23 protein-coding genes and 2 tRNA genes are annotated in these 24,447 nt (G+C 47.7%); 13 read left to right on the top strand and 12 right to left on the bottom strand.

What is annotated here, in order from left to right; genetic code table 11:
- The first annotated feature begins 60 nt into the window (after window positions 1-60).
- Window positions 61-1,059 carry a DUF4382 domain-containing protein gene (locus tag CWC33_RS07235; protein WP_100691400.1) on the top strand — a complete coding sequence of 333 codons (999 nt, stop codon included), beginning with the start codon at window positions 61-63 and terminating at the stop codon, window positions 1,057-1,059.
- Window positions 1,060-1,114: 55 nt separating this feature from the next.
- Here CWC33_RS07235 and CWC33_RS07230 read toward each other — a convergent pair whose 3' ends face one another.
- Together CWC33_RS07230 and CWC33_RS07225 are read right to left on the bottom strand one after the other, a co-directional pair.
- A complete protein-coding gene (locus CWC33_RS07230) occupies window positions 1,115-2,335 on the bottom strand; it encodes an Nramp family divalent metal transporter (RefSeq protein ID WP_100691399.1) in 1,221 nt (406 codons plus the stop codon).
- Window positions 2,332-4,431, bottom strand: a complete 2,100-nt coding sequence (locus CWC33_RS07225) for a tetratricopeptide repeat-containing diguanylate cyclase (RefSeq protein ID WP_100691398.1) — start codon at window positions 4,429-4,431, stop codon at window positions 2,332-2,334. The genes CWC33_RS07230 and CWC33_RS07225 overlap by 4 nt, the downstream gene beginning before the upstream one ends.
- A 93-nt stretch (window positions 4,432-4,524) precedes the next feature.
- Between CWC33_RS07225 and CWC33_RS07220 the strand changes: the two genes are divergently transcribed.
- The 5 genes from CWC33_RS07220 (at window position 4,525) to CWC33_RS07200 (ending at window position 10,176) form a co-directional block, all read left to right on the top strand.
- Window positions 4,525-6,366, top strand: coding sequence for a bifunctional acetyl-CoA hydrolase/transferase family protein/GNAT family N-acetyltransferase (locus CWC33_RS07220; protein ID WP_100691397.1), 1,842 nt, complete (start codon window positions 4,525-4,527; stop codon window positions 6,364-6,366).
- Window positions 6,367-6,369: 3 nt separating this feature from the next.
- Window positions 6,370-7,287, top strand: a complete 918-nt coding sequence (locus tag CWC33_RS07215; protein WP_100691396.1) for a histone deacetylase family protein — start codon at window positions 6,370-6,372, stop codon at window positions 7,285-7,287.
- Between the two features lie 45 nt (window positions 7,288-7,332).
- A complete protein-coding gene (locus tag CWC33_RS07210; RefSeq protein WP_100691395.1) occupies window positions 7,333-8,478 on the top strand; it encodes a dicarboxylate/amino acid:cation symporter in 1,146 nt (381 codons plus the stop codon).
- 130 nt (window positions 8,479-8,608) lie between these two features.
- Window positions 8,609-8,866 carry a helix-turn-helix domain-containing protein gene (locus CWC33_RS07205; RefSeq protein ID WP_100692300.1) on the top strand — a complete coding sequence of 86 codons (258 nt, stop codon included), beginning with the start codon at window positions 8,609-8,611 and terminating at the stop codon, window positions 8,864-8,866.
- Window positions 8,866-10,176: a type II toxin-antitoxin system HipA family toxin gene (locus tag CWC33_RS07200; RefSeq protein ID WP_100691394.1), complete on the top strand. Its 1,311-nt coding sequence runs from the start codon at window positions 8,866-8,868 to the stop codon at window positions 10,174-10,176. Before CWC33_RS07205 ends, CWC33_RS07200 begins: the two co-directional genes overlap by 1 nt.
- A gap of 16 nt (window positions 10,177-10,192) precedes the next feature.
- Here CWC33_RS07200 and CWC33_RS07195 read toward each other — a convergent pair.
- The 3 genes from CWC33_RS07195 to orn form a co-directional block, all read right to left on the bottom strand.
- Window positions 10,193-10,268, bottom strand: a tRNA-Gly gene (locus CWC33_RS07195).
- Window positions 10,269-10,306: 38 nt separating this feature from the next.
- Window positions 10,307-10,382: transfer RNA gene (locus tag CWC33_RS07190), tRNA-Gly, on the bottom strand.
- Window positions 10,383-10,450: 68 nt separating this feature from the next.
- The gene (gene orn, locus CWC33_RS07185; RefSeq protein ID WP_100691393.1) at window positions 10,451-11,002 is read right to left on the bottom strand and encodes an oligoribonuclease; all 552 of its coding nucleotides are present in this window, start codon (window positions 11,000-11,002) and stop codon (window positions 10,451-10,453) included.
- Window positions 11,003-11,071: 69 nt separating this feature from the next.
- On the opposite strand from orn, the gene rsgA reads away from it, so the two are divergent.
- The 3 genes from rsgA to CWC33_RS07170 are packed head-to-tail and all read left to right on the top strand — an operon-like array spanning window position 11,072 to window position 13,733.
- A complete protein-coding gene (rsgA, locus tag CWC33_RS07180; protein ID WP_100691392.1) occupies window positions 11,072-12,115 on the top strand; it encodes a small ribosomal subunit biogenesis GTPase RsgA in 1,044 nt (347 codons plus the stop codon).
- 44 nt (window positions 12,116-12,159) lie between these two features.
- Window positions 12,160-13,008 carry an archaetidylserine decarboxylase gene (gene asd, locus CWC33_RS07175; protein WP_100692299.1) on the top strand — a complete coding sequence of 283 codons (849 nt, stop codon included), beginning with the start codon at window positions 12,160-12,162 and terminating at the stop codon, window positions 13,006-13,008.
- On the top strand, window positions 13,005-13,733 hold the full coding sequence (locus CWC33_RS07170) for a glycerophosphodiester phosphodiesterase (protein WP_100691391.1): 729 nt from the start codon (window positions 13,005-13,007) through the stop codon (window positions 13,731-13,733). Before asd ends, CWC33_RS07170 begins: the two co-directional genes overlap by 4 nt.
- Here the strand turns inward: CWC33_RS07170 and CWC33_RS07165 are convergent.
- From CWC33_RS07165 to nudC, 4 genes are all read right to left on the bottom strand, one after another.
- Window positions 13,730-16,828 carry an efflux RND transporter permease subunit gene (locus tag CWC33_RS07165; protein ID WP_100691390.1) on the bottom strand — a complete coding sequence of 1,033 codons (3,099 nt, stop codon included), beginning with the start codon at window positions 16,826-16,828 and terminating at the stop codon, window positions 13,730-13,732. The genes CWC33_RS07170 and CWC33_RS07165 overlap by 4 nt on opposite strands.
- Window positions 16,829-16,831: 3 nt before the next feature.
- Window positions 16,832-17,887: an efflux RND transporter periplasmic adaptor subunit gene (locus CWC33_RS07160; protein ID WP_100692298.1), complete on the bottom strand. Its 1,056-nt coding sequence runs from the start codon at window positions 17,885-17,887 to the stop codon at window positions 16,832-16,834.
- Window positions 17,888-18,029: 142 nt separating this feature from the next.
- Window positions 18,030-19,100, bottom strand: a complete 1,071-nt coding sequence (gene hemE, locus CWC33_RS07155; RefSeq protein ID WP_100691389.1) for a uroporphyrinogen decarboxylase — start codon at window positions 19,098-19,100, stop codon at window positions 18,030-18,032.
- A gap of 86 nt (window positions 19,101-19,186) precedes the next feature.
- Window positions 19,187-19,984, bottom strand: coding sequence for an NAD(+) diphosphatase (gene nudC / locus CWC33_RS07150; RefSeq protein WP_100691388.1), 798 nt, complete (start codon window positions 19,982-19,984; stop codon window positions 19,187-19,189).
- A 102-nt stretch (window positions 19,985-20,086) separates the two neighbouring features.
- Here nudC and rsd point away from each other — a divergent pair, with 102 nt between their 5' ends.
- The gene (rsd, locus tag CWC33_RS07145; protein WP_100691387.1) at window positions 20,087-20,563 is read left to right on the top strand and encodes a sigma D regulator; all 477 of its coding nucleotides are present in this window, start codon (window positions 20,087-20,089) and stop codon (window positions 20,561-20,563) included.
- A 53-nt stretch (window positions 20,564-20,616) separates the two neighbouring features.
- Here rsd and fkpA read toward each other — a convergent pair whose 3' ends face one another.
- Window positions 20,617-21,372: an FKBP-type peptidyl-prolyl cis-trans isomerase gene (gene fkpA, locus CWC33_RS07140; RefSeq protein WP_100691386.1), complete on the bottom strand. Its 756-nt coding sequence runs from the start codon at window positions 21,370-21,372 to the stop codon at window positions 20,617-20,619.
- A 94-nt stretch (window positions 21,373-21,466) separates the two neighbouring features.
- Between fkpA and CWC33_RS07135 the strand changes: the two genes are divergently transcribed.
- The 3 genes from CWC33_RS07135 to CWC33_RS07125 all read left to right on the top strand — a co-directional run bounded on the left by CWC33_RS07135 (window position 21,467) and on the right by CWC33_RS07125 (window position 23,647).
- A complete protein-coding gene (locus CWC33_RS07135) occupies window positions 21,467-22,459 on the top strand; it encodes a WD40 repeat domain-containing protein (protein ID WP_100691385.1) in 993 nt (330 codons plus the stop codon).
- Window positions 22,459-22,683 (top strand): SlyX family protein, encoded by a 225-nt coding sequence (locus CWC33_RS07130; protein WP_100691384.1) that lies wholly within the window; start codon window positions 22,459-22,461, stop codon window positions 22,681-22,683. Before CWC33_RS07135 ends, CWC33_RS07130 begins: the two co-directional genes overlap by 1 nt.
- 61 nt (window positions 22,684-22,744) lie before the next feature.
- The gene (locus tag CWC33_RS07125) at window positions 22,745-23,647 is read left to right on the top strand and encodes a phosphoribulokinase (protein WP_088767370.1); all 903 of its coding nucleotides are present in this window, start codon (window positions 22,745-22,747) and stop codon (window positions 23,645-23,647) included.
- Between the two features lie 2 nt (window positions 23,648-23,649).
- On the opposite strand, the gene CWC33_RS07120 is transcribed toward CWC33_RS07125, so the two are convergent.
- Complete coding sequence (locus tag CWC33_RS07120) at window positions 23,650-24,054, bottom strand: OsmC family protein (RefSeq protein ID WP_198511848.1); 405 nt, start codon at window positions 24,052-24,054, stop codon at window positions 23,650-23,652.
- A gap of 42 nt (window positions 24,055-24,096) precedes the next feature.
- Window positions 24,097-24,447, bottom strand: a complete 351-nt coding sequence (locus tag CWC33_RS07115) for a DUF3802 family protein (protein WP_088767368.1) — start codon at window positions 24,445-24,447, stop codon at window positions 24,097-24,099.

Here is a 24,447-nt window from a genome sequence, read left to right as displayed (position 1 = left end):
TTAAATTTTGTTGGCTCAAGTCTATAACTAACGGGAAATAACTCACAAGGAGGAATACCCATGCGTTTATTTGCATACACAACGTTAGCTTTAGCGACAGTAACATTAGCCGCTTGTGGCGGTTCTGATGATGACCCGACCACACCGGATACTGCTCAGTTCACTTTGGGAGTGAGTGACGCGCCTGTCGATAACGCTGAGGCTGTTGTTGCTTGCTTTAATGCCGTTGAACTCACGGGGAATGGTGACGGGGCACAAACATTTACCGTCGGAGACAATTTAGAAGCACCGGAAGAAAATGACCTTTGTTTAGACTCTGAAGGCAACCCGATCCCTAATACGATCGGTATCGATTTACTTGAATTTACCGGAAACGAGTCGATGGTGTTTCTCGAAAATGCTGAAATTGATGCCGGCCAATATGGGCAGCTAAGACTGGTGATGGCCGATGGCTCGTACGTAATGACCGATACGAATGGCGATGGAGAGGCTGAGCAAGTGCCGGTCCAAGTGCCTTCAAATGAGCTCAAGCTTGATGGGTTCATCGCCGATGCAGGCGGTAACCTTAACTTCACCGTTGAGTTTGATCTTCGCCATGCAATGACCAACCCGGTCGGTCAAGAACACTATATTCTTAAGCCGCGCGGCGTTCGCCTGGTTGATAATTCCGCGGTTGGTCACTTGAAAGGCACGGTAGCGGAAGGGGCTCTGCTGTTTAATGAAGCCTGCACTGTCGCACCTGAAGATGAGTCGCAACCAGTTGCTTACGTTTACCTTTATGAAGGCAGTGGCCTAGAAACTTCAGCGTTAGCCGACAACGGCGGTAGCGAAGAAAATGAGCCGTACGCAAGCACAGCGGTTTATTTTGACGGAGTTGACACCTATGACTTCGCTATGGGCTTCATTGCGACTGGCGATTACACCGCGGCATTAACGTGTAACGATGCGGACGACCCAGAAGCCGATGACGACATAGAGTTTTTCTTAACGGAAAATGTCACCATTGAAGCATCAAGCGAGCCGGTAGAACTCGAGTTCGTTGGTGCCGCAAGCGAGTAACTCGTTTCGTGAGTTTTAGGCAGCAGGGACGCTGCCTTTTTCCTATTTTAGAGAATTAAAAAGCGCCAAACGCTGAGCCTAAACTTCTGATACTCAATACAATTGAAATAATGAACACCAGCGCAGCTAACAGGTTTTGCCACCAGGAATTGCGATTCTTGCCCAGCAAGCTTCCCCAGCTTAACCACCACAAAAAGCTCACAATAACAGGCAGCAAAATACCGTTCGCTACCTGCGCAAACCAAATAACGGTGACCGGTTCGATGCCGAGACTGGAAATAGCAACGCCCAATAACAAAATGGTCAACCAAACCGCTCTAAAGGCGCGGCTCTTCAAACTCACTGACCACCCCATTATACCGTTGAGAGCATAGGCGCTGGCTAGAGGAGCCGTAGTCGCCGACGATATACCGGCAGCAAACAGACCCATTGCCATTAAGTACGTTGCCGCGTTGCCAAACAATGGCTCTAAAGATACAGCTAAATCGGCAGCGCTGGAGATTGTAATCTGGTGACCAAAAAATGCGGATGCAGCGGTCGCTACAATTGCCATTGATATCAAACCACCCAATGGAATGGAAACAAATAAGTCGCGGCGAACGGCTGGCAAGTCAGTTGTTGATTGCCACTTTTTGGAAATGCTGGAGGCATGAAGAAAGATGTTATAGGGCACCACTGTCGTGCCAATGAGCGCCACCACGGTCAATGTGGCTCCCGAAGGCATGCTGAGTGAGAAAATACCGTTAAGTACACCAGCCCAGTCAGGGTCGGTCAAAAAGAACGTACCTAGAAATGCGATGCTCATAAGGAGCACCATAGCAATAAGTGACTTTTCAATAATTCGCGCATTACCCGACCAAAGCACCAGGAATGCCACAAAACCGATAACAACCGCCCAGGCATTACTTAGCCAATGATCCAGCACAGGAACAGGTCCGAGCAATTCAAAAGCCCCCAAGCTTGCACCGGATAAATTACCGCCCTGATAAACGCTGTTGCCAATAGCTATCGCACTAAAAATAAGCAGTAATGCCAACCAACGCAGCCAGCCAGACGTAAGATTGCTCCGGATATTCTCGCCCAGCCCGGCTTGAGTCACAAGACCGATACGAGCTGACATTTCTTGTAAAATGAGACAAGCGAAAACAGAGAAAGCTAGTGCCCATAATAGGGCGTAACCATAGTTAGCCCCGGCTAGCGATGCAGTAACAACAGTTCCTGGGCCGATAAAGGCGGCTGCCACCAGCGCGCCGGGCCCAAACTGAGAAAGCTTCATGACGGATCTTTATTCGGCATCTTCGGACCTTCTATGGTTTCCATCGATATCCATTTGTTGCTAAGCGCCTCAGATAAGTCCTTTTCCAATACTGCCCGAGCATCTTCGTAAGAGACATGCAGCTCAGTGACTCCACAGGCCCGATTGCGGCCATGCGCCTTACCCATGTACAAGGCCATATCAGCAACCTGCAGTACTTTTTCCCAGTCCATTTGGTTTTCGGATACACCCGAGAAAGGCAAGCGAATAAAACCGATAGTGGTTGTTACTGGTATTTCATGACCTTCGAACCTGATCGGCTTTTTCGCCAACTCGTTCAGTATTCGTTCACTCATTTCTTTTAGGTTCTCGTCATCGATGTTGCGAACCAGAAATAAAAACTCCTCACCGCCCCAACGAATGAGCTTATCACTGTCTCGACAAACCATTTGCAAGCGGCGACTCACCTCGGCCAAAACAGCGTCGCCCGCTGCGTGACCGTACTTGTCATTGATACGTTTGAAAAAGTCGAGATCAAGGAGAATTAAACCGTCTGATTGTATAGCTGCATCCCGACGCTCTCCGTGCTTTTTGCGCTCGTCCATCTCCTTTTGCAGTGCTCGACGGTTCCATAAGCCGGTTAGAGGATCTTTTAAGGACTGATCTGCCAGCATAGTGTTCGCGGCTTTCAGGCGTAAATTCGACTTCCGGGCTTTGCGGTACATAATAAAGACGAAAACCGCAGCAAATACCGCCACGACTCCAAGTAACAACCAAATCATGTTGCGCTGTTGATTTATTTCCAGCAACTGCTCTTTAAGTTCATTTTGACGCTCTAATAACTCAATTTGCTGCTCTTTGTCTTTGGTTTCATAAAGTTGTTGCAGGTTTGCGAGGTTTTTTTGCTGATCGCTTTGGTAGTGCTCCTTTGACAACTCAACCTGCTCTTTTAGAGTTTCTGCTTGTTTCTGATATAAGCCCGCAAATTCGTAAGCCTGAGCGAGTTCACCCAACATCGCTTCCACTTCTTTTGTTAACTCTTCGTCCCTGTAAAATTGAACGGCATCCGTCATTTCTTTTAGGCCTGACTCAGTACTCCCCTGATGCACCTCAACAAACCCTAAATTAAAATGTATAGTTTGAGCCATCCAAACATCTTCAACCTCTTCAGCAAGCTCTAGCGCTTCTAGTAAATGGCTGCGTGCCTTCTCCCAGTCTTTTTCATACATGTAATGATCGCCGAAATTGTTCAAAATTGTCGGCAACAAATAAATTCGTTCGCCACTTTTAGCGGTATCATAGGCTTTTCTTAATGAGTCATGCGAGGCTCGCCTGTCACCCATGCCGGCTTCGACATACGATTTATGAAGGTAAAAGTCAGGCAAATCGTAAGTTAATTCATGCTGTTTAGCATGCTCTATCGCTTTATTAATCGTATCCAATGAGCCTTGCCAATTCTTCAGCTCCGACTGAATAACCGCAATGGAATAATCCAGGTACTGCTGACGAATAGGGGTTCTTTCGTTGTTGGTTTCGCTAACAGCTTCCTGAGCAGCGAGCAAGTGACGCAGGGCATCGTCATACCTATTCCAGTCAGCATAAACACGGGAAATACGGTTGTGTGCAAAGTATCTAAGACGAGGCATGCGTGCGCTGGACAGGTGAATTTCTATATCACTAAGTAATAAAAATGCTTCACCGTACTTGCCTTCGTATTGGAGCAGTTCCAGCTGTGTTGCTAAAGCTTCCACTTTTACATCAGCTAGCTCTGTATTTTCAGCAAGATTAAATAATTTATCCAGCGTTTCAAAAGCAAGCTCTGTATTGCCTTCATAATAGTGCCAGTAAGCTTCATAGCTCAACGCTCTGGCGCGAGTTGCAACCGGGGTTTCGCTAGAGATTTTTTCAAGAACGCCAAAAAGCAACGCTTTGGAATCAACGCCTTCATCGCCAATTGTCGTTAAATATTCATCAAGCCGCTTTTCCATCGCCATATCAACAGGAACACCATTGATATTTTCTATGGGAGCCTGGTTTGCCTTTACCGCAAAACTAAGTAGCAGCAACAATGACAAAGTAGCCCCAAATTGAGCCCATTTATTGTTATTTTTATACATGGGAGCGATGTCTTTTTGGTTATTAATTAATCGTCGAGTTTACCTTAATTTTAGTGATTGCACAAAGTATACATCTGCGATAAAACGGATGTTATGACAGAAACAAAGATAAATTGGTCAAACGTTCTAAAATCGGGTCAGCGCATTTTTATCGGCTCTCATGCGGCCGTGCCAACGGCGTTAATTGACGACCTAATTGAGAACTCAAAAGACCTGCACGATATTGAAATTGTGCAGCTTATGACGCTGTCCGACAACAAATGGGCAGAGCCCCAGTATCAGCAACTGTTTAAGGTGAATACGTTTTTCATTGGCGGAGGCACAATTCGCAAAGCCGTTAATGAAGGTCGAGCCGACTACACGCCCAGCTTTATTTCAGACATCCCCAACCTGTTCAATAATGGTATTTTGCCATTAGATGCGGCGTTGATTATGGTTGCTCCGGGCGATAAGTATGGCTATCACTCAATGGGTGTATCCGTTGATGTGGTAGCGGCTGCAGCTAAATCCGCAAAAACCGTGATTGCTCAGGTTAACCCGCAAATGCCGGTCACTTACGGACAGTCGTTTTTACACGAAAATCAAATTAACTACTTTTGGGAACATTCGTCGCCACTGCCTGAGTTAGCACCTCCAGAGCACGACAACAGTAAAATTATTGAGCGTATTGGTCAGTATATTTCCCTGTTAGTCGAAGACGGTGCTACTTTGCAGGTCGGTATTGGCAATATTTGTGCAGCCGCTTTGAGATACCTCAGTAATCATAAAGATTTAGGCATTCACAGCGAACTGATTACCGACGATGTCATGCACTTAATGTTGAAAGGTGTCATTAATAACCGCAAGAAAACCTTTCACCCGAATAAAATTGTGACCAGTTTCTGCATGGGCTCAAAAGCCCTATACGACTTTGTTGATCATAACCCTCATGTCGGCTTCTACCCGAGTGAGTACGTCAACTCACCCGCTAACGTCGCACGTAATGATAAGTTAGTGGCCATCAACAGCGCTATTGAAGTCGATTTAACCGGACAAATTGTGTCGGACTCTATTGGTCACCAATTTTACAGCGGTATTGGCGGACAAGTCGACTTCAGTCGAGGGGCTTCCTTAAGTAAAGGCGGGAAACCAGTTATTGCTCTCCCCTCTACCACAAACGACGGGAAAGTCTCACGCATCGTACCATTTATAAGAGAAGGGGCCGGCGTCGTTACAACTCGTGGACACGTACATTACGTTGTCACAGAATTTGGAGTTGCTTCATTGCGCGGTAAAAGCATCCGCGAGCGGGCACTTGAACTTATTCGCGTAGCGCACCCGAAGTTTCGTAATCACCTGCTTCAAGAAGTCCGTAAGCATTACTGGGTACCGCATTATCAACAGCAAACCCCGGTCGATGTGCCAGAGCTTGGCGACATTGGCTTCAAAAAACTACAAATTAATGGCGAGAGTTTTGACTTACGTCCGTTATACCCGTCGGATGAACGTCGTCTGCAGGAGTTTTTCTACTCGCACACCAAAGAAACGCTGCAATTGCGATACAACGCCGTGCCCACCAGCATGAGTCGTGAAAAGTCCTGTAACTTAGTCAGCGTCGATCAGTCCAAAGACTTAGCACTTTGTATTGTTCACCAGAAAGGCTCTGCAGTTCAGATTCAGGCGGTTGGGCGTTACTACTATATCGAGTCGCAAAATAGCTGTGAGGTCGCTTTTGTCACTCGCGAGAAATACCAGGGCCGCGGCATGGCGGGCAAGCTCTTAGATGAAATGATCCGCATAGCACGGGAGCGTGGCCTGGACAGTATGCAAGCCTACGTATTAGCTGCCAATAAACCCATGCTGAGTGTGTTTGAACGGGGCGGCTTTAAGCGCCTCCCCAGTGAAGAGCCCGGTGACGTTTTGCTAAAACTCGACCTTATAGAGGGCAGTGAATAAATTATGTCGATAGTCGTATTCAGTCACGATGACTGCCTTAAACACATCCCCAACGAGCAGCACCCCGAATGCCCTGCCCGTATTGAAGCCATTAATGACCAACTCATTCGCTCCGGGCTCGACTTCGTGCTTATACGCAAAGAGGCTACCGCGGCCCCTTGGGAGGCGATTCAAGCGGCGCATTCGCAAGCACATATCGACTTTATTCGTGCGGAAATTCCCGAGTACGATCATGAATGGATAGACCCGGATACTTTAGTCACACCCGGCAGCTTAACCGCCGCCTTGAAAGCCGCTGGGGCTGCTGTAAACGCCGTAGACGACGTTATGACAACGCTCAACAAACAGGCGTTTTGTGCCGTTCGACCGCCGGGACATCATGCGACGCGAACAAAAGCCATGGGCTTCTGCTTATTCAACAACATTGCCATTGCTGCCTATCATGCCATTGAAAGGCATGGGCTTGAACGCGTTGCTATTGTCGATTTTGACGTTCACCACGGTAACGGTACCGAGGATATTGTTCAGGATGATGACCGTATCTTGTTTTGCTCTTCGTTCCAGCAGGCGTTTTACCCGTTCACAGGCGAAGACAACAGCGCCAGCAATGTACACAACGTACCACTGCCAGCTGGTTGTAAAGGCGAACAATGGCAACAAGCCGTTTCAGAAAAATGGCTCCATGCACTCGACGAATTTCAGCCTCAATTGGTGCTCATTTCGGCAGGCTTCGATGGTCACGCAGAAGACGAAATGTCACAGTTTCTACTGAAAGAAGAAGACTACCACTGGATAAGCGTTAAGCTGAAAGAAATTGCCGACAAACACTGTGACGGCCGTATCGTATCGACGCTCGAAGGCGGGTATAATCTCAGCGCGTTAGGTCGCAGTATTGTTGCGCACTTAAAAGGCCTACTCTAAGCGCACTTCTATTCTTAAAACATTCATAAAAAAGAGTCGACTATTATGGGATTAGTTCTTAAGCTTGTGGCGGGCATTGTCGCCGGTATTCTTATTGGGTTATACATGCCAGAATGGGTCAGCCAACTTCTGCTGACCTTCAAAACACTGTTTGGCCAGCTACTGTTCTTCACTATCCCATTATTGATTCTCTTTTTTATTACCAGCGGTATCGCCAGTTTGCCCAGTAACTCTGGGAAATTGCTGGGTAAAACCTTAGGCATTGCTTATGCCTCTACGGTTACTGCAGGCATTGTTGCGTTTTTTGCTGCCAGCATTGTCGTTCCCTGGCTGACCACCGATGCCCAAAGTGTTTCGACCGAGGCCAAAGCCACTATCGAACCCTTTATTGAACTGTCAGTTCCACCGCTAATGGAAGTCATGTCTGCTTTGGTTTTAGCCTTTATTTTTGGGTTGGGTATTGCCAGTACCAAAGCAGAAAACCTAAAAAAGCTGTCAGATCAGGGCCGTGACATTATTGAGCTGCTGCTGGTTAAAGTTATTATTCCTTTATTGCCGCTGTATATCGCTGGCATTTTTGCGGAAATGGCCGTGGCCGGTACCGTCTTTAACACCCTGAAAACCTTTGGCGTTATCCTCATACTCGCCGTTGCCTTGCACTGGGTTTACATTACCTCTATGTACATTATGGCAGGCATAAGAACCGGTCGTTCGCCGCTGTTTTTAATCAAAAACATGCTGCCGGCGTATTTTACGGCGCTAGGTACTATGTCTAGTGCAGCCACTATTCCAGTCACCCTACAAAGCGTACGTAAAAACAAAGTCGATAACGACGTTGCCAACTTTACGGTTCCGTTGTGCGCGACGGTTCATTTGGCTGGCTCTACCATTACGATTGTCAGCTGCGCGGTTGCGGTTATGGTTTTGCACAACTCGCTAGCTATTCCCGGCTTCTTTACCATGCTGCCGTTTATTTTAATGCTGGGTATTGTCATGTTAGCTGCACCGGGCGTTCCAGGCGGTGCGGTTATGTCTGCAGTTGGCCTATTAGGCTCCATGCTCGGTTTCGGCGAAACCGCAGTTGCCTTGATGATAGCCTTGTACATGGCTCAGGACAGCTTCGGTACTGCCTGTAACATTACCGGTGACGGTGCTATTGCGATGTTTGTGGATAGTTCGAAGAAGAGTTAGTGATAACCTTAAAACTCGGCTAATCGCTAGTGCGTCTAAAAACTCATATATACGCACTAGCGATTAAAATTTGATTTATACGCAAATGCGTATGATACTGTTCTTAAACGGAGTCACGTTTAGGAATAATATGAAAATTACAAGCCCCCACGCTTTAGCTGCCCATTTGAAAGATGAAAGGAAACGCCAAAATTTAAGTCAGACAAAAGTTGCTGAATTTGTTGGTTTAAGGCAAGGCACTGTCTCAAGCTTTGAACTTTCTCCTGAGAAAAGCCAAATAGATACGTTATTTCGGCTTCTATCAGCGCTTGGACTAGAGTTAAACATTAAGAGCAAGGAAGACGCTCAGGGAAACACCACTGAACACTCATGGAATGAGGAATGGTAATGGATAAACTCGATATTTATATGAACGGGCTACTGGTCGGTGAGCTGCACCGTAGTCACTCTGGCGCCCACCGTTTTAACTACAGTATCAACTGGCTCAATACACCGGGCGCCCGCCCAATTTCGTTATCAATGCCTCTAACAAGAAGCGCCTACGAAGGTGCTGAAGTCATCAACTTTTTCGATAACCTTCTGCCCGATAACCAGGAAGTTCGAGACCGGATTGTTGCGCGCTATCGAGCCGACTCGAAACAACCTTTTGATCTTCTCAAAGCAGTAGGTCGAGACACAGTAGGCGCTTTACAGTTTTACCCCCAAGGGGAACAACCTGGCAATATAAAGACAATCAACTACAAGCCTCTCAATGCAAGCGAGTTAGAAAAGGTTCTTCTAGGCTATCAGTCAAAGGCACCGCTTGGCATGGTGAATGAGCTCAATGACTTTCGTATATCTATAGCTGGTGCACAAGAGAAAACTGCGTTACTTAAAATAGAAGATAAATGGTGTGTTCCCGAAGGAGCTACACCGACAAGCCACATCATCAAGCTCCCTATCGGCAAGATCCAAGGAGCAGACCATACTATCGACTTATCCGACAGCGTTGAAAATGAGCTGCTGTGTCTGGAAATCGCCAGGGAATTTGGGTTCGACGTGCCAGCTTGTGAAATTGTAAATACAGGTAAAGTAAAGGCTCTGGCCGTAGAGCGCTTTGATCGTAAATATTCCAGCGATAAATCCTGGCTCATGCGCCTGCCACAAGAGGACTACTGTCAGGTACTTAGTTGCCCCTCCGCTCGCAAGTACGAACCTGACGGCGGTCCATCTATAGCGCAAATTATGAAACATCTACAAAGCTCTTCTAATGCCCATAAAGACAGACAAACCTTTATGGCTGCGCAGGTGCTATTTTTTCTGCTAGGCGCAACCGACGGACATGCTAAAAACTTTTCTGTGTATATCGAGCCAGGCGGTTCTTTCAAGTTAACTCCGCTTTACGACATTCTTTCTGCGTACCCAGCAGTCGGAGGTCAAGGGCTTCATTTAAGAGACTTAAAACTCGCTATGACACTTAAAGGCTCAAAAGGTCGAAAATCAAAGCTTTTTCAGATCTACGGGCGTCACTTCATCAGTTCAGCAAAGGAAGCGCAGTACAGCCTAAAAGAGATGCAGGATGTCCTTAAGGTAATGCATGAAAGCACAGATAACGTTATTGAAAAAGTTAGTAAGCGCTTACCCAAGCACTTTCCAATGAAAGTTGCAGAGCCTATTTTTGAAGGTCTTCGTCTTCGAAAAGAGAGACTTATTAGCTGACTTTTAGATAAAAACTTGGAGCGGGAAACGAGATTCGAACTCGCGACCCCAACCTTGGCAAGGTTGTGCTCTACCAGCTGAGCTATTCCCGCGTATTGATACTTTTGCAGTATTCTGGAAAGTCTGACGTTGGAGCGGGAAACGAGATTCGAACTCGCGACCCCAACCTTGGCAAGGTTGTGCTCTACCAGCTGAGCTATTCCCGCTTCGTCAGTGCGGCGTGTATTCTACTGATACCACCGATAAGGTCAATAGTTTTTGCGCCGCAATTGGCTTATTTGCTGAAAAAATGTTCTCTGTAGTGCTTCAATTCATCAATAGACTCTCGAATATCTGCCAGAGCTTCATGGGCACCGGACTTTTTAAAACTATCCGCTACTTCTGGCTGCCAGCGTTTTGCCAGTTCTTTCAAGGTGCTGACATCAAGGTTTCGGTAGTGGAAAAACGCTTCAAGTTCCGGCATGTGGCGTGCTAAAAAACGACGATCCTGGCAAATGCTGTTACCACACATAGGCGATACGCCGGCGTCGATATGCTGCTGTAAAAACTCAATGGTTGCTGCCGCTGCTGTGCGCTCGTTATGCTGACTTTTTTGCACACGTTCGACTAACCCTGAGCCGGTATGAGTTTTCACGTTCCAGGCGTCCATGCGATCGAGATATTTCTTGGGTTGATGAACCGCAATTACCGGGCCTTCGGCAATTGTATTGAGTCCAGCATCCGTGATAATAGTCGCTACCTCAATAATATGATGCTCTTCCGGCACCAGGCCGGTCATTTCCAAGTCTATCCAGATTAAGCGTTGTTTCTTATCGTCTTCAGCCATTACCCTGCTCTCTCAATGCAATTTGTTGTATGATAGCGTCATTTAAAGCTCGACAACAGGTTATCCCGATTGGCAAAACGCAAACGTCTCAATAAAGGTCAGCAGCGCCGCGTATCGGCGAATCAGAAAAAGCGGCTGAAAAGCAATGATGTCGAATGGAACGACGGTCAGCTTAATGCGCCTGAAACAGGCCGTGTCATTAGCCGTTTTGGACAGCACGCTGATATTAGAGATGAGCAGGGTAATACCTTTCGTTGCCATATTCGCCGTGTGGTCGACAGCTTAGTCTGTGGCGACATCGTTCAATGGGCTCGGGCAACGACTGAGCAGCAAGGTATGCAGGGCGTCGTTATTGCCGTACACGAGCGTCAGAGTTTGCTGTCCCGCCCGGACTATTACGACGGCTTGAAGCCTGTGGCATCCAATATTGACCAAATTTTTGTTATATCCAGCGTACTGCCGAGCTTCTCATCACAAATCATTGATCGCTATTTAGTCGCTTGTGAAGACATTGGTATTGAACCTATTCTTGTACTTAATAAAGCTGATTTACTCGACCAAATAGGTGAAGAAGAAAAAGCACAAATAGAACAACGTTTGACCGACTATCAGGAAATTGGTTACACGGTACTGCAAGTCAGTAGCGCAACTGGGCAAGGACTGGATGCGTTTAGGCTGCGGCTAAAAAACCACGTATCAATTGTGGTCGGGCAGTCGGGAGTCGGGAAGTCATCTTTAGTGAATCAATTACTGCCCGAAGTGAACGCCGAAACCAAACAAGTGTCAGATAACTCCGGGTTGGGTCAGCATACAACAACAGTGGCGACTTGGTATGACTTAGACGAAGGCGGCGCCTTAATCGATTCCCCCGGTATTCGGGAGTTTTCACTATGGCATCTGGAGCCGGAACGTGTTGCCTGGTGTTATGTCGACTTTCGCGACTATTTAGGTGGCTGCAAATTCCGGGACTGCAAGCATGCAGACGATCCGGGCTGCGCATTGCAGGACGCCGTCAGCAAGAATGAATTGCACGACTGGCGCCTTTCTAATTATCATCGCATTATTGAAACGATGAAAACACAGAAACCCAGCAGGGTTATTAGAGGTAATTAACTGTGGCAAAGACTGATAAAGCCAAAATTTTCTTCCAGCATATTATGCCGAAACATTTTATTTCCCGTTTAATGGGAAAATTTGCAGCGGCACGTGCAGGGTGGTTCACTCAAGCATTCATCCGCTGGTTTATCCGTCAATACAAAATTGATATGAGTGAGGCTATTGAAGAGTCGCCGCACGCCTATAAAACCTTTAATGACTTTTTTACGCGCCGACTGAAACCAGAGCTGAGACCGTTAAAAGCGGATGAGGACGAATTGGCTCATCCGGTAGACGGTGCTGTGAGTCAGGTGGGTGAGATAAAAGACGGGCGTATATTTCAAGCCAAAGGACATGATTATTCATTAAAAGAGTTGCTCGGTGGCAGCGACGAAGACGCCAAACCGTTTATGAATGGCGACTTCGCAACTATTTATCTGGCACCGAAAGACTATCACCGTATTCACATGCCTTGCGACGGTGTGCTGAAAAAAATGATTTACGTACCGGGTGACTTATATTCGGTTAACCCATTAACAGCCGCCAATGTGCCCAACTTATTTGCGCGTAATGAACGCGTTGTCGCTATTTTTGAGACCGAGGTGGGACCTATGTCGTTAGTGCTGGTTGGCGCGACCATTGTCGCCAGTATTGGCACTGTTTGGTCCGGCACAGTCACGCCACCAACCGGTGGCCGAATTCAAAGTTGGTCTTATCCAACATCAGGCCCAGCTTCTATCCATCTCAGGAAAGGCGAGGAAATGGGTCATTTTAAATTAGGCTCAACCGTGGTACTAACATTTGCTAAAGATGCGATAGAGTTTGACGACGAGCTGGAGCCTCTTTCCACAACTCGCATGGGTGAAGTGATGGCAAAAATTAAATCTGAAACTAAAGAGAGTGGCGATTGATTTTGTGGGCTCACCGGGGCGCAAGTTACGAAGCCCCGGAAAATACGCTAGCTGCCTTTACACGAGCCATGGACTCAGGCGTGCATGGCATTGAACTCGATGTTTATGGCATTGACGGCGAGCGCTTCGTCTTTCACGATCGCTACCTCGAGCGCCTCACCGCAACACCTGGACGCTTAAAGGACTTATCTGCCGAGCAAATAAAGCAACTAAAAATATTTGGACAACAACCCATACCGACGCTGCGCGATGCCCTCAAACACATTAATGGCCACTGTCATGTGAACATTGAGCTCAAAGGCGACATTCCGACTCGCGAATTGCTTAAAGATGTGGATTTCGCACTAACCAATACGAACTTTTCGCAAGACCAGCTTTTGTTTTCATCGTTTAACCATCATTGGTTGCAACGCCTCAAAAACCGTCGCCCCAGTGCGCTTATTGGCGCGTTAAGTGCCAGCTGTCCGTTAACTTACTGTCAGTTTGCACAAGACCTTAACGCGTACTCAGCCCATTTTGCAGTCGATTTTGTGACCAAGGAACTGGTCGAGGATGGGCACAAAAGAGGTTTGCAAGTGTATGTTTACACAGTCGATGAACAGCACGATATTGAAGAGCTTCACGAAATGGGTGTCGACGGCATTTTTACCAACCACCCAAGCTTTGCGCAAAACGTCATTGCCGGCTTAACAACCGCCGGCAATGAACCTATCTTGCACTACTAACTGTGGTGGTCAGGGTATTCTTCCTGCATTGACTCCAGCTTACGAGTAATTGCCATTGGTGAACTGGTCTTCTGAGCCAATGCAATATAAAGCGCCGGAATAACAAACAGGGTTAAGAACGCCGATACCGCCACGCCGGCAAATATCACCGTACCAATGACCTGACGGCTTTCAGCGCCCGGACCTGAGCCAAGAATAAGCGGCATGGCACTCATGAGAGTCGTGAATGCAGTCATCACAATAGGGCGCAAACGCTGACGCGAAGCCCGTAGCACTGCCTCTTTAAACTCGACACCGGAGTCACGCAGCTGGTTCGCAAACTCGACAATTAAAATACCGTTTTTCGCGGCCAGACCTATCAGCATAACAATGCCTATTTGGCTGTAGATATTGATGCTCATACCGGCTAGGTAAAGTCCTATAAGCGCACCAACAATGGCCATAGGCACAGCCAGCATAATCACCAGTGGGTGGATAAAGCTCTCAAACTGAGCGGCCAATACTAAAAACGTAATAATCAACGCGAGCCCAAACACAAAAACAATAGAGCTACCACTTTCTTTGTAAAGCTGCGATTCGCCTTTATAGTCAATAGACACGTCTTCCGGTAGTTTTTCCTTAACCACACCTTCAAGATAGCTTAGCGCCTCACCCAGCGAATATCCCTCAGCTAAGTTTGCCTCGATTGTCACACTGCGCATACGGTTATAGCGATTCAGCCTTGCTGACGTTGCCTGTTCAGTAATGGTGACCAAATTTGAAAGCGGAATGAGTTCATTACTTTCACGCGAGCGCACATAGATATTATCAATAGCACTGGGGCTACGATAATCCGCTTTTTCACCCTCGAGCATCACGTCATATTCTTCACCCCTGTCGAGGTACGTTGTTACACGCCTCTGCCCCAGAACTGACTGCAGAGTAATACCGATATCCTGCACGGAAACACCTAAGTCCGCAGCGCTAGCCTCATCAACCTGAATAAGTAACTGCGGTAGCGTCTCTTTATAGTCGCTATCGATATTTTGCAGTCCTGGGTTTGTCGATGCTTCTTCAATAACAATATCACGGAAGTCGGCCAACCGTTCGTATGTATTCCCCTGCAACACGAACTGCACAGGACGACCACCGCCGCCACTAATGCCGCTACGCATAAAGGCAAAGGCCTGCACACCGACTACCGAGTTCAGCTGTTCTCGCATTTCTTCCATTAAGTCAAAGCTTGACCAGTCGCGCTCGTCGAACGGCACCGCTCCAACAATCGCAATACCGGCACTGCCGCCCCACCCCGGCGCCCTTACAATTAAACGGTCAATTTTGCCTTCGTCGATATAAGGCAAAAGAATTTGCTCAATTTCATCCATATGGCGTGAGCTCGACTCGAAGCTGGCACCTTCGGCGCTATTGACGCGTATATAGAAGGTCCCGCGGTCCTCCGGCGGCGCAAACTCCTGAGGAATAAAGCTGAACAACCCGTAGGCAACCACACCTGACATGACGACTAAAACAACCGCCATCAAAGGTCGTTTTACGCTTTTTTCCAGAATGTTACTGTAGCCTTGCTCTAACCAGTTAAACGTCGTATCGAATGCACGTCCGAATTTACTGGTACGTTCCTTTTTGCTCAGGACTTTGGAGCTCAGCATAGGCGTTAGTGTCAGCGCAGCAACACTTGAAAATGCAACTGCGGCGGCGATGGCCAGCGCAAACTCGGTAAAAAGTTTACCGATATTACCTTCCAGAAACGCCAAAGGAACAAACACAGAAATAAGCACCAAGGTGGTCGCTATTACCGCAAAGCCAACTTCTCGTGCCCCCCGGTAAGCAGCCAGTAGAGGTGGCTCGCCTTCTTCTATACGGCGGTAAATATTCTCGAGAACGACAATCGAGTCATCAACCACCAGACCAATGGCTAACACCAGCGCCAGTAAGGTCAGTAGATTAATGGAAAAGCCCAGAGCAAACAGAACAATATAAGACGCAATGATGGCAACCGGCACGGTTAATGCCGGCACAATGGTTGCGCGCACGTTCCCCAGGAACAAATAAATAACAACAATGACTAACGCCATCGCTACGGCTAATGTGTTGTAAACCTCATCCACTGAGCCTTGAATGAAAATAGAAGAGTCATAACTTGGCGCCAAGTACATGGTTTCGGGGAGCGTTTCCTGAATATTCTCCATTTCGCGGTGAACATTGTTGACCACTTCAAGAGTATTCCCCTTAGACTGTTTAATGATGCCAATACCGACCATATTGACGCCATTGCCCCGGAAGTCAGTCTTGTCATCTTCGGCTCCCAGTTCCACTCGAGCCACTTCACCTAACCGAACAAGATAGCCATCGTCTCCCTGACGTATCACCAGGTTTCTAAAGTCTTCGGGTGTTAAATACGCTCGCGCCATGCGAACCGAAAACTCCCGGTCTGTCGATTCCACTTCCCCTGCTGGCAACTCGATGTTTTCTTCCCGCAAGCGACTGACAATATCCGTCACAGTGACGCGCCGCGCAGCCATCGCATCACGATCCAGCCAAACCCGCATAGCATAACGGCGATCACCGCCTATAACGACCCGAGCGACGCCATCGGCTACTGACAAACGGTCAACGATGTATCGCTCTGCGTAGTCAGTCAGCTCCAATATGGACATGCTTTCGCTACGCAGGTTGTACCAAACAACCGTACTTTCATCGCTTGAGGCTTTTGACACTTCAGGCGGGTCAGCTTCTTCTGGTAGATTATCAAGCACCCTGGAAACACGTTCCCGGACATCATTCGACGCGGCATCAATATCTCGAGTCAGGTTGAATTCGATGCTGATACGAGAACGACCATTACTGCTGCTCGAACTGATGTTTTTTATGCCTTCAATACCGCTTATCCGGTCCTCAACCAGCTGGGTAACCTGGGTCTCTACGACTTCGGCCGAGGCTCCTGGGTAGTCGGTGTCAATAGAGACAATGGGTCGATCAATGTCCGGGTACTCACGCAACGGCAGCATGGTGAATGCAACAATGCCAAATACCAATAACAATATGTTTAGAACTGTCGCAAATACCGGACGCTTTACAGAGAGATCAGACAACAACATAAATTACTCTCCCTGAACGGATACTGGAATTCCGTCGCGAAGGCGAACAATACCTTCAATGATCACTTTCTCACCGGGCTTCAGCCCGTCCGTTATCTCAACAATGCCTGGCTTTCTGCGACCAATGGTCACTTCCTTCTGACGCGCTCGGTTATCCGGCGTTAGCACATACACATATTGACGACTTTGTATTGGAACTAGCGCTTTTTCCGGAAGCAACATCGCTTCGTCAATGCTGCGCAATAACGTTATTTGTAGCAGCATTCCCGGACGCAAGCGCTCGTCGTCGTTGGTGATTTTAGCTCGGACACGTACCGCGCGGGTCACCGGATCGATGCGTGAATCAATACTGGTTATGCGACCGCTGAAAAGTTCTCCCGGGTAAGCGCGGCTGCGGGCCATCACTTCCTGGCCAACCGCAATACTGGCAAAAAAGCGCTCAGGTACGCTGAAATCGATTTTTATCGGCTTAATATCGTCTAAGGTCGTGAAAACATCACCCGGGCTGACTAAAGAGCCGGGACTGACCTGCCGAATTCCCACTCGTCCGGAAAATGGTGCGTAAATTTTCATTTCCCGCAACGTCGCTTCAGCGACTTCCAAGTCAGCCTGTAGGCCGTTGACTTTAACTTGTTGTTCATCAAGCTGTTGCTGTGAAGCCGCATTTCCACGACGCAACTCGCCAATGCGGTCTAATTGGCGCTTTGCTTCTTCTAAGCTAAATTTAATTTGCTGGACACGAGCCACTTCTTTGCGGGCGTTAAGCTCCGCTAAAAGTTGCCCTTCTTTTACCAAATCACCACTGTCGAAATAGATTTTTTCAACAACGTCCTGGGTCTGCGCCGTTATTTCGACGGTCTCATTAGCCATAGCCGTACCCAGAGCTTCGATAGTATCCCGAAACTCACTGACTTCCGCCTGCTGAACCTTTACCGGTACAGCCTGCTGCTCTCCTTGCTCTACAGTCTCTTTTGGTGGAAACCCAAACAAGTACACAGCTGCCGCTATTAAAACGACAACCACAATAGTAATTGGGTTAATCCAGGTACGCTTTGCCATGTTGACCTCTAAACGCTTGTGTCCAACGGTTTTAAACATAGCCTATTGTACGGAAAACACCGCCATAAAGGCGGTGCACTTAACGAGGATTATCGGTCTTTAATCGCAAATTCAGTATTTTAGTTGCGACATTACCCGATAGCTACTTGTGGTATTGCGGACTGTGCTTATGAATGGCGTCAATAAACGCTTTCGCATGCTCCGGGTTCACCTCCGGGTGAATGCCATGCCCCAAATTAAAGACATGACCCTCTCCATGACCAAAGCTTTCCAGTATTGTCTGAACTTCCTGTTCAATGCGCTCAGGTGAGGCGTATAAAACACTTGGGTCCATATTTCCCTGCAACGCTACCTGACTGCCAACGCGAGCTCGTGCATCTGACAAGTCAGTTGTCCAATCAACACCAAGAGCGTCAGTACCGGTTGCAGCCATTGCTTCTAACCATTGGCCGCCGTTTTTAGTGAATAGCGTCACCGGCACTTTACGCCCGTCCGCTTCACGGGTCAGTCCTTTTACGATCTTTTCCATGTAGGCCAGTGAGAACTGCTTGTAGTCCCGGGGCGATAAAACACCACCCCAGGTGTCAAATATCATGACTGACTGCGCGCCAGCGGCTATTTGCGCGTTCAAGTATTGAGTCACTGAGTCGGCCAGTACGTCGAGAAGCATGTGCATTGCTTCTGGCTCCGCGAACATCAGCTGCTTAACTTTCGAGAAATTCTTAGTACTGCCGCCTTCAACCATATAAGTTGCTAGCGTCCACGGGCTGCCGGAAAAGCCTATCAATGGCACTTCCCCCTGCAGTTCACGGCGAATCATCCGGACTGCATCGGTCACATAACCAAGCTCGTCTTCCATATCAGGCACCGACAAGTTCTTAATCGCCGCCATGTCTCTTACCGGGTTCTTAAATTTAGGCCCTTCGCCGGCTTCAAAGTACAAACCAAGACCCATAGCATCCGGAATGGTTAATATGTCACTGAATAAGATAGCAGCATCGAGATCAAAACGGCGCAACGGCTGTAGCGTCACCTCACAGGCCAACTCTGTATTGCGGCATAACGACATAAAGTCGCCAGCTTCGGCCCGCACCTCTTTGTACTCTGGTAAATAGCGCCCTGCCTGACGCATCATCCACACCGGTGTACGGTCAACGGGTTGCTTCAATAAGGCTCGAAGGTAACGATCATTCTTTAGCGCTGGCGCCGTCATAACTCATCCATTTTCAACAAAATACTGCGGCGCATTTTAACAGCGAGCGCGCCCGCACTCCATGAAAACTTATAGCTACTTACTTTCTACCTCTTTAGAGCTATATCAATAAGCGTGCGGGCGATCGTGCCATGCGGTGGTATTTGCGGTAAGTCGTCTACCGGAAACCAGTCGCCAGTAACCAATTCATGCGGGTCAATATGCAAGTCACCAGACTCCCATTCAGCGGTGAAGCCCATCATTAAAGAGTGTGGGAAGGACCAGGGCTGACTCATATGGTACCGAATATTTTTAACACGGATTCCCGCCTCTTCGTAAACCTCACGCTCAAGCGCCTGTTCTAAATTTTCACCCGCTTCAACAAAGCCCGCTAAAATGGAATATAGCCCGGCTTTATGCCTTTTGCCCTGGGCAAGCAGTAATTCATCACCTTTAGTGATTGCCACAATAATGCAGGGCGAAACACGCGGATAACAACGATGGTGGCATTGATGACAATGCATCGCCAACTCCCATTCAACACTTTGCATCCTTGTGCCACAGCGACCACAAAACCGATGGGTATTAAGGAAGTCGCTGAATTGACGGGCGCGCCCTGCCATCGCAAACATTTCCATGTCCTCAGGGCTTAACAGTTGTCGTAACGGCGCAAAGTCACCACCATTGAACTGCTCATCCATGTAATCCGCCATGACCAGATAGCAAGTTCTCTCACGGATTTCGCCAATTTCAATCACCTGATATTGCGTTAAATCCGGAAACGCGAGTTCATTAAGCGGTCCAAAAGGAACTTCACCATCATGCGTCAGAAAAACATGATCAGCGCTGACGACAAACCACCAGGCGGGTTCATCAATGGCGGGAGTTGCGTATAAAGTGGCCATATTTACGTTCTTTCTTCTGTAGGACGATTTTTGCGTAAAACCTATTGAGTTCTAACGACTGAGAATTTACATTGATGACTGATATCAATAACGGAGAGTATCATGTTAAGCCGTAATGAACAGGCAAAAAAGCGCTGGGGTGGCGCTCATAAAACGATTGATCACTGGCTGGAAGAGCGTCAGGACTTACTGATCAATTACTTCAAGCTTGCCGCTCTGCCACCCTACGAAAACAGCCATAAAGGTTTGCCAGACGTCGTTGATATCCGAAATTTCTGCGGCCAATTGGTTGATTATGTGTCCAGTGGTCACTTTGAAATTTATGATCAGATTGTTCGCGAAGCAAGCAGCCAGGGGCACTCCGTTGATGACTTAGCGGATGACTTATTCCCGCTCATTTCAGATACAACTGATATCGCGCTGGACTTTAATGATAAGTACGGTGATATCGACTCAACAAATAATTGCGATAAATTTGATCGCGATTTATCGGCCTTAGGTGAAGCCATTGAGCTTCGGATGGAATTTGAAGATCAGCTATTGAACCACCTGGAAGAACACCAGCTGATATCAGCATAACAATAGAGTTGTAGCCTGATGTTATTTACATCAGGCTACGTCTGGTTCTGGTATTACTGCTCTGTTTCGCCTGCAGGCGCTTCTTCAGTATTTTTCACGTCGAGCAACTCAACTGTGAAAATTAATGTCGAGTTCGGTGGGATTTGACCACCACCCACTTCGCGCTCACCGTAAGCAAGCTCAGCCGGAATAACGAAACGATACTTCGCCCCTTCTTTCATCAACTGAAGGCCTTCGGTCCAACCTTGAATAACACGGTTTAACGGGAATGACGTTGGTTCTCCGCGCTCGTAAGAGCTATCAAACACTTCACCGTTAATTAGCGTGCCTTCATAGTGAACTTCCACCATGTCTGTTTCAGAAGGGCTGTCACCTTCACCTTCCTCAAGAACTTCGTACTGAAGACCTGACTCAGTTACTTGAACGCCTTCTTTTTTCTTGTTCTCTTCAAGGTACGCTTTACCTTCTTCAGCAGATTTCTGCCCTAAAACATTTTGACGCTGTTCCATCACTTCCTGGCGCATTGCCGTCAGAATTTCTTCCGCTTCTTCGTCGCTCAATTGAGGGTCACCTTTAATAGCGTCGACAAAGCCCGCGATGATGACATCGCGTTCAAGAATAAAGTCAGCTTCTTCCTGACGTTCTAAGTTACGAGCAATAAAGCCACCAACCGATGAGCCCAATGCGTACGCTTGTTTGTCTTTTTCTGTCTGCAACTGAGTGTCGTTTGCCGGAAACTTCTCTTGTGAGCAAGCGGCTAACGCCAGGGCGACCGCTGATACTGCCAACGGCTTCATCAGATGTTTCATTGTTTTCTCCAATTATCGTCTTGCATCCTTTCGGACTATGTCATAATAGTGTTAGTGAACAGAACCATACTACACAACCACAGGGGAGTTGCCTATGCCTTTTATAAAGCTTAGCGCTATACTGCTATTCACTTTAGCGGCAAGTGCCTGTCAGCCTTCCCCTGACAAAATTCATAAAAAAGTTCATGCTGAAAACGGCACCTATGCTGCCGATATCTCCGATGATGCATCATACAGCTTGGTATCCACAGACGAAACCGGGTTGCTGCTGTGGCCTCGCTATGCCAATAACGCCAAATATCAGTGGGAACACGAAGAAGGCGAAGTCTCACAAATTATTGACGTCGATATCGCTGCAGACAATAGTGTCGCCGTTGCCGCATCACGTTACGAATTTTCTATGTGGGACATAGAAACCGGCAAAAACCTGGGTTTTTGGAGCATAGGTAACGGTCGAATCCAAAACATCGTTGTCAGCAAGTCCGGTGGCACGGTGGTTTTAGGTAAGCGTGATGGAACGCAAGTCGCATTTAACCCACAGTCCGGACGACGTATTGAGTTTTATGGCCACACAGAAGCCGTCAATGCTCTGGATATTTCACCTAATGGCTTCTATGTACTCAGTGCATCTAACGACTACACGGCTATTTTATGGGACACACGCAGCGGCCAAATCGTACACCGGTGGGAGTACGAAGGTCGCATGACACAAGTTGCCTTACACCCTGGCGGAAAATACGCATTTGCAGCTGACTCTACTGACAACGCGGTTATAAGAGCATTACCAGGCGGAGAGGAAGTTAGCCGCCTTAAGTTTCCTGACCGCCAACGTATTTTCAGTGCCGCTCGATTCAGCCAGTCGGGTGACTACTTAATTACCGGTGCCCCGTCACGCCGAATTGCTTTGTGGGATACGGCCACGGGCAAACTTTTGAGTGATTGGCGAGTCGCCTTACGGGACGGTGGACGTCCGAGTAATGCGGCAGTTCTTGCGGTGGTATTCGACGAAAAGGAAAACACCGTCGTTAGCGAGAGTTCGGCAGGGCTGGTTGAATGGTGGGAAATTGACGTAACAGGTAGTAAATAATGGATTTAAAAAAAGTTGAAGAACAAATGGCTAATCTTGAAACGCAATTAACGTTTCAGGAAGACACCATTGAATCACTGAATCAATTAGTCACTGAGCAGACTCATCAAATGACCGAGATGCAACGTCAAATTCGCTGGCTTGGTAAACGCCTGAAGCAGATGCAAGAGCAAAATACCACGGATTCCGACCCCGCGAACGAACCGCCACCACCACATTACTAATATTGATCTTGCGGGTTAAGCAACGTATAACAAGTGTTCTGTTTTAGTTTGCGGGAATGTTATGTCATCAAAACATCCAATTATAGCGGTTACTGGGTCTTCGGGTGCCGGTACGACAACGACCGGTCAAGCCGTTCGGCATATCTTCCGTTCGCTAGACGTGAGCGCGGCTTTTGTCGAAGGTGACAGTTTCCACCGCTATTCCCGCCCGGAAATGGACTTAGCTATTCGCAAAGCGCAGGAGCAAGGTCGCCATATTAGCTATTTTGGCTCTGAAGCAAATGACTTTGATCGTCTGGAGTCCCTTTTCCGCTCTTACTCGCAAACCGGCCAAGGTAAAATCCGCCGTTACTTACACAGTTTTGATGATGCTGTGCCTTATAATCAAATGCCCGGCACTTTTACACCTTGGGAAGAGCTGCCGGAAAACACCGATGCGCTTTTCTACGAAGGTTTACACGGCGGTGTTTGCGGCGACAGTTATGATGTGGCGCAATATGTCGACTTGCTCATTGGCATGGTTCCCATTGTTAACTTGGAGTGGATTCAAAAGTTAATCCGGGATACGTCTGAGAGAGGTCATTCCCGAGAAGCAGTCACCACAAGCATTGTTCGCAGTATGGAAGACTACATTCACCATATTGTGCCGCAGTTCTCACGTACCCATATTAACTTCCAGCGCGTGCCTACTGTAGATACGTCCAACCCATTTAGCGCGAAGGACATACCGTCACTTGATGAAAGCTTCGTGGTCATTCGTTTCCGCGGAATTAAAAACGTCGATTTTCCGTTTTACTTACAAATGATAGAGGGGTCATTTATGTCCCGGACCAACACATTAGTCGTTCCGGGTGGAAAAATGGCGTTGGCAATGGAGCTAATTCTAACGCCATTGATTGAACAAATAATGGATAGAAAAAACCAAGTTCGCCGACAGGTCGACTGGATTTCCAGCCAACAGTAATTCTACGCTTCTTCGATACGATAACTATGAGTGATGTTGACTGAGGCTTCCAGCATTTTAGCCACCGAGCAGTATTTGTCAGCTGACAGTTTGACCGCACGCTCAACATGACTTTCGCTGACGCTTTTGCCAACCACCACAAACTCAATATGAATGTCTGTAAACACTTTGGGAGTTGAGTCAGCGCGCTTACCAGAAAGCTCACAGTAGCACTCGCTGAAGTCCTGACGGGCTTTTTGTAGGATACTGACAACATCAACAGAGGCGCAGCTGCCAGCGGACATTAGCACCATTTCCATTGGGCTGGGTGCTTTACCGGGCGAATCTCCATCCATAATGACTTGATGACCGCTACCGGAAGTCGCCACAAACGTCATATCTTCATGCCAGCTCACTCTTGCGTTCATCGTGTTATCAGCCATTATTGTTCCTTGTCATCTTAAAAAGGTTTATACGCGGTATTCTCGCAGGTGTTCGTCAAACAAGTTTTTGACCAGCCCAACAAACTCATCAATGAAGGCTTCCTGCTCTGAGGTAGGGTGAGTATCTAGCACTTTGGAGAGAACTTCTTCTAGGTCATAAACGATAGCGTCGGTTTCACGGACTATGTCGAGCCGTTGTTCCTGACTCAGTTCGTTTTGCTCAAAAACAGCCATCATGCTCATGGAAAGCTTTTCTTCCATTAAGTCCCGCAGCGTATAGTCTGCGGTTTTTTCCTGAGCGCTTTGGTCAGAAAATAACGGTAACTGCCCCGTTAAGTACTGAATCAGCTCAATGTATCCGTCGTTTTCTACTATCAT

The organism is Idiomarina sp. X4 (assembly GCF_002808045.1).
Taxonomy (GTDB): domain Bacteria; phylum Pseudomonadota; class Gammaproteobacteria; order Enterobacterales; family Alteromonadaceae; genus Idiomarina.
Note: the sequence above shows the minus strand (reverse complement) of the source record. Positions and strands in the feature narration are given on the sequence as shown.

What these genes read in the sequence shown, in the direction of transcription:
- CWC33_RS07220 (WP_100691397.1), top strand. Translation starts at nt 4,525, where the DNA reads ATGACAGAAACAAAGATAAATTGGTCAAACGTTCTAAAATCGGGTCAG.
- CWC33_RS07235 (WP_100691400.1), top strand. Translation starts at nt 61, where the DNA reads ATGCGTTTATTTGCATACACAACGTTAGCTTTAGCGACAGTAACATTA.
- CWC33_RS07130 (WP_100691384.1), top strand. Translation starts at nt 22,459, where the DNA reads ATGGATTTAAAAAAAGTTGAAGAACAAATGGCTAATCTTGAAACGCAA.
- hemE (WP_100691389.1), bottom strand. Translation starts at nt 19,100, where the DNA reads ATGACGGCGCCAGCGCTAAAGAATGATCGTTACCTTCGAGCCTTATTG.
- CWC33_RS07125 (WP_088767370.1), top strand. Translation starts at nt 22,745, where the DNA reads ATGTCATCAAAACATCCAATTATAGCGGTTACTGGGTCTTCGGGTGCC.
- nudC (WP_100691388.1), bottom strand. Translation starts at nt 19,984, where the DNA reads ATGGCCACTTTATACGCAACTCCCGCCATTGATGAACCCGCCTGGTGG.
- asd (WP_100692299.1), top strand. Translation starts at nt 12,160, where the DNA reads ATGCCGAAACATTTTATTTCCCGTTTAATGGGAAAATTTGCAGCGGCA.
- CWC33_RS07165 (WP_100691390.1), bottom strand. Translation starts at nt 16,828, where the DNA reads ATGTTGTTGTCTGATCTCTCTGTAAAGCGTCCGGTATTTGCGACAGTT.
- rsd (WP_100691387.1), top strand. Translation starts at nt 20,087, where the DNA reads ATGTTAAGCCGTAATGAACAGGCAAAAAAGCGCTGGGGTGGCGCTCAT.
- CWC33_RS07120 (WP_198511848.1), bottom strand. Translation starts at nt 24,054, where the DNA reads ATGAACGCAAGAGTGAGCTGGCATGAAGATATGACGTTTGTGGCGACT.
- CWC33_RS07210 (WP_100691395.1), top strand. Translation starts at nt 7,333, where the DNA reads ATGGGATTAGTTCTTAAGCTTGTGGCGGGCATTGTCGCCGGTATTCTT.
- CWC33_RS07115 (WP_088767368.1), bottom strand. Translation starts at nt 24,447, where the DNA reads ATGATAGTAGAAAACGACGGATACATTGAGCTGATTCAGTACTTAACG.
- CWC33_RS07200 (WP_100691394.1), top strand. Translation starts at nt 8,866, where the DNA reads ATGGATAAACTCGATATTTATATGAACGGGCTACTGGTCGGTGAGCTG.
- CWC33_RS07230 (WP_100691399.1), bottom strand. Translation starts at nt 2,335, where the DNA reads ATGAAGCTTTCTCAGTTTGGGCCCGGCGCGCTGGTGGCAGCCGCCTTT.
- CWC33_RS07205 (WP_100692300.1), top strand. Translation starts at nt 8,609, where the DNA reads ATGAAAATTACAAGCCCCCACGCTTTAGCTGCCCATTTGAAAGATGAA.
- CWC33_RS07160 (WP_100692298.1), bottom strand. Translation starts at nt 17,887, where the DNA reads ATGGCAAAGCGTACCTGGATTAACCCAATTACTATTGTGGTTGTCGTT.
- orn (WP_100691393.1), bottom strand. Translation starts at nt 11,002, where the DNA reads ATGGCTGAAGACGATAAGAAACAACGCTTAATCTGGATAGACTTGGAA.
- CWC33_RS07225 (WP_100691398.1), bottom strand. Translation starts at nt 4,431, where the DNA reads ATGTATAAAAATAACAATAAATGGGCTCAATTTGGGGCTACTTTGTCA.
- CWC33_RS07135 (WP_100691385.1), top strand. Translation starts at nt 21,467, where the DNA reads ATGCCTTTTATAAAGCTTAGCGCTATACTGCTATTCACTTTAGCGGCA.
- CWC33_RS07215 (WP_100691396.1), top strand. Translation starts at nt 6,370, where the DNA reads ATGTCGATAGTCGTATTCAGTCACGATGACTGCCTTAAACACATCCCC.
- fkpA (WP_100691386.1), bottom strand. Translation starts at nt 21,372, where the DNA reads ATGAAACATCTGATGAAGCCGTTGGCAGTATCAGCGGTCGCCCTGGCG.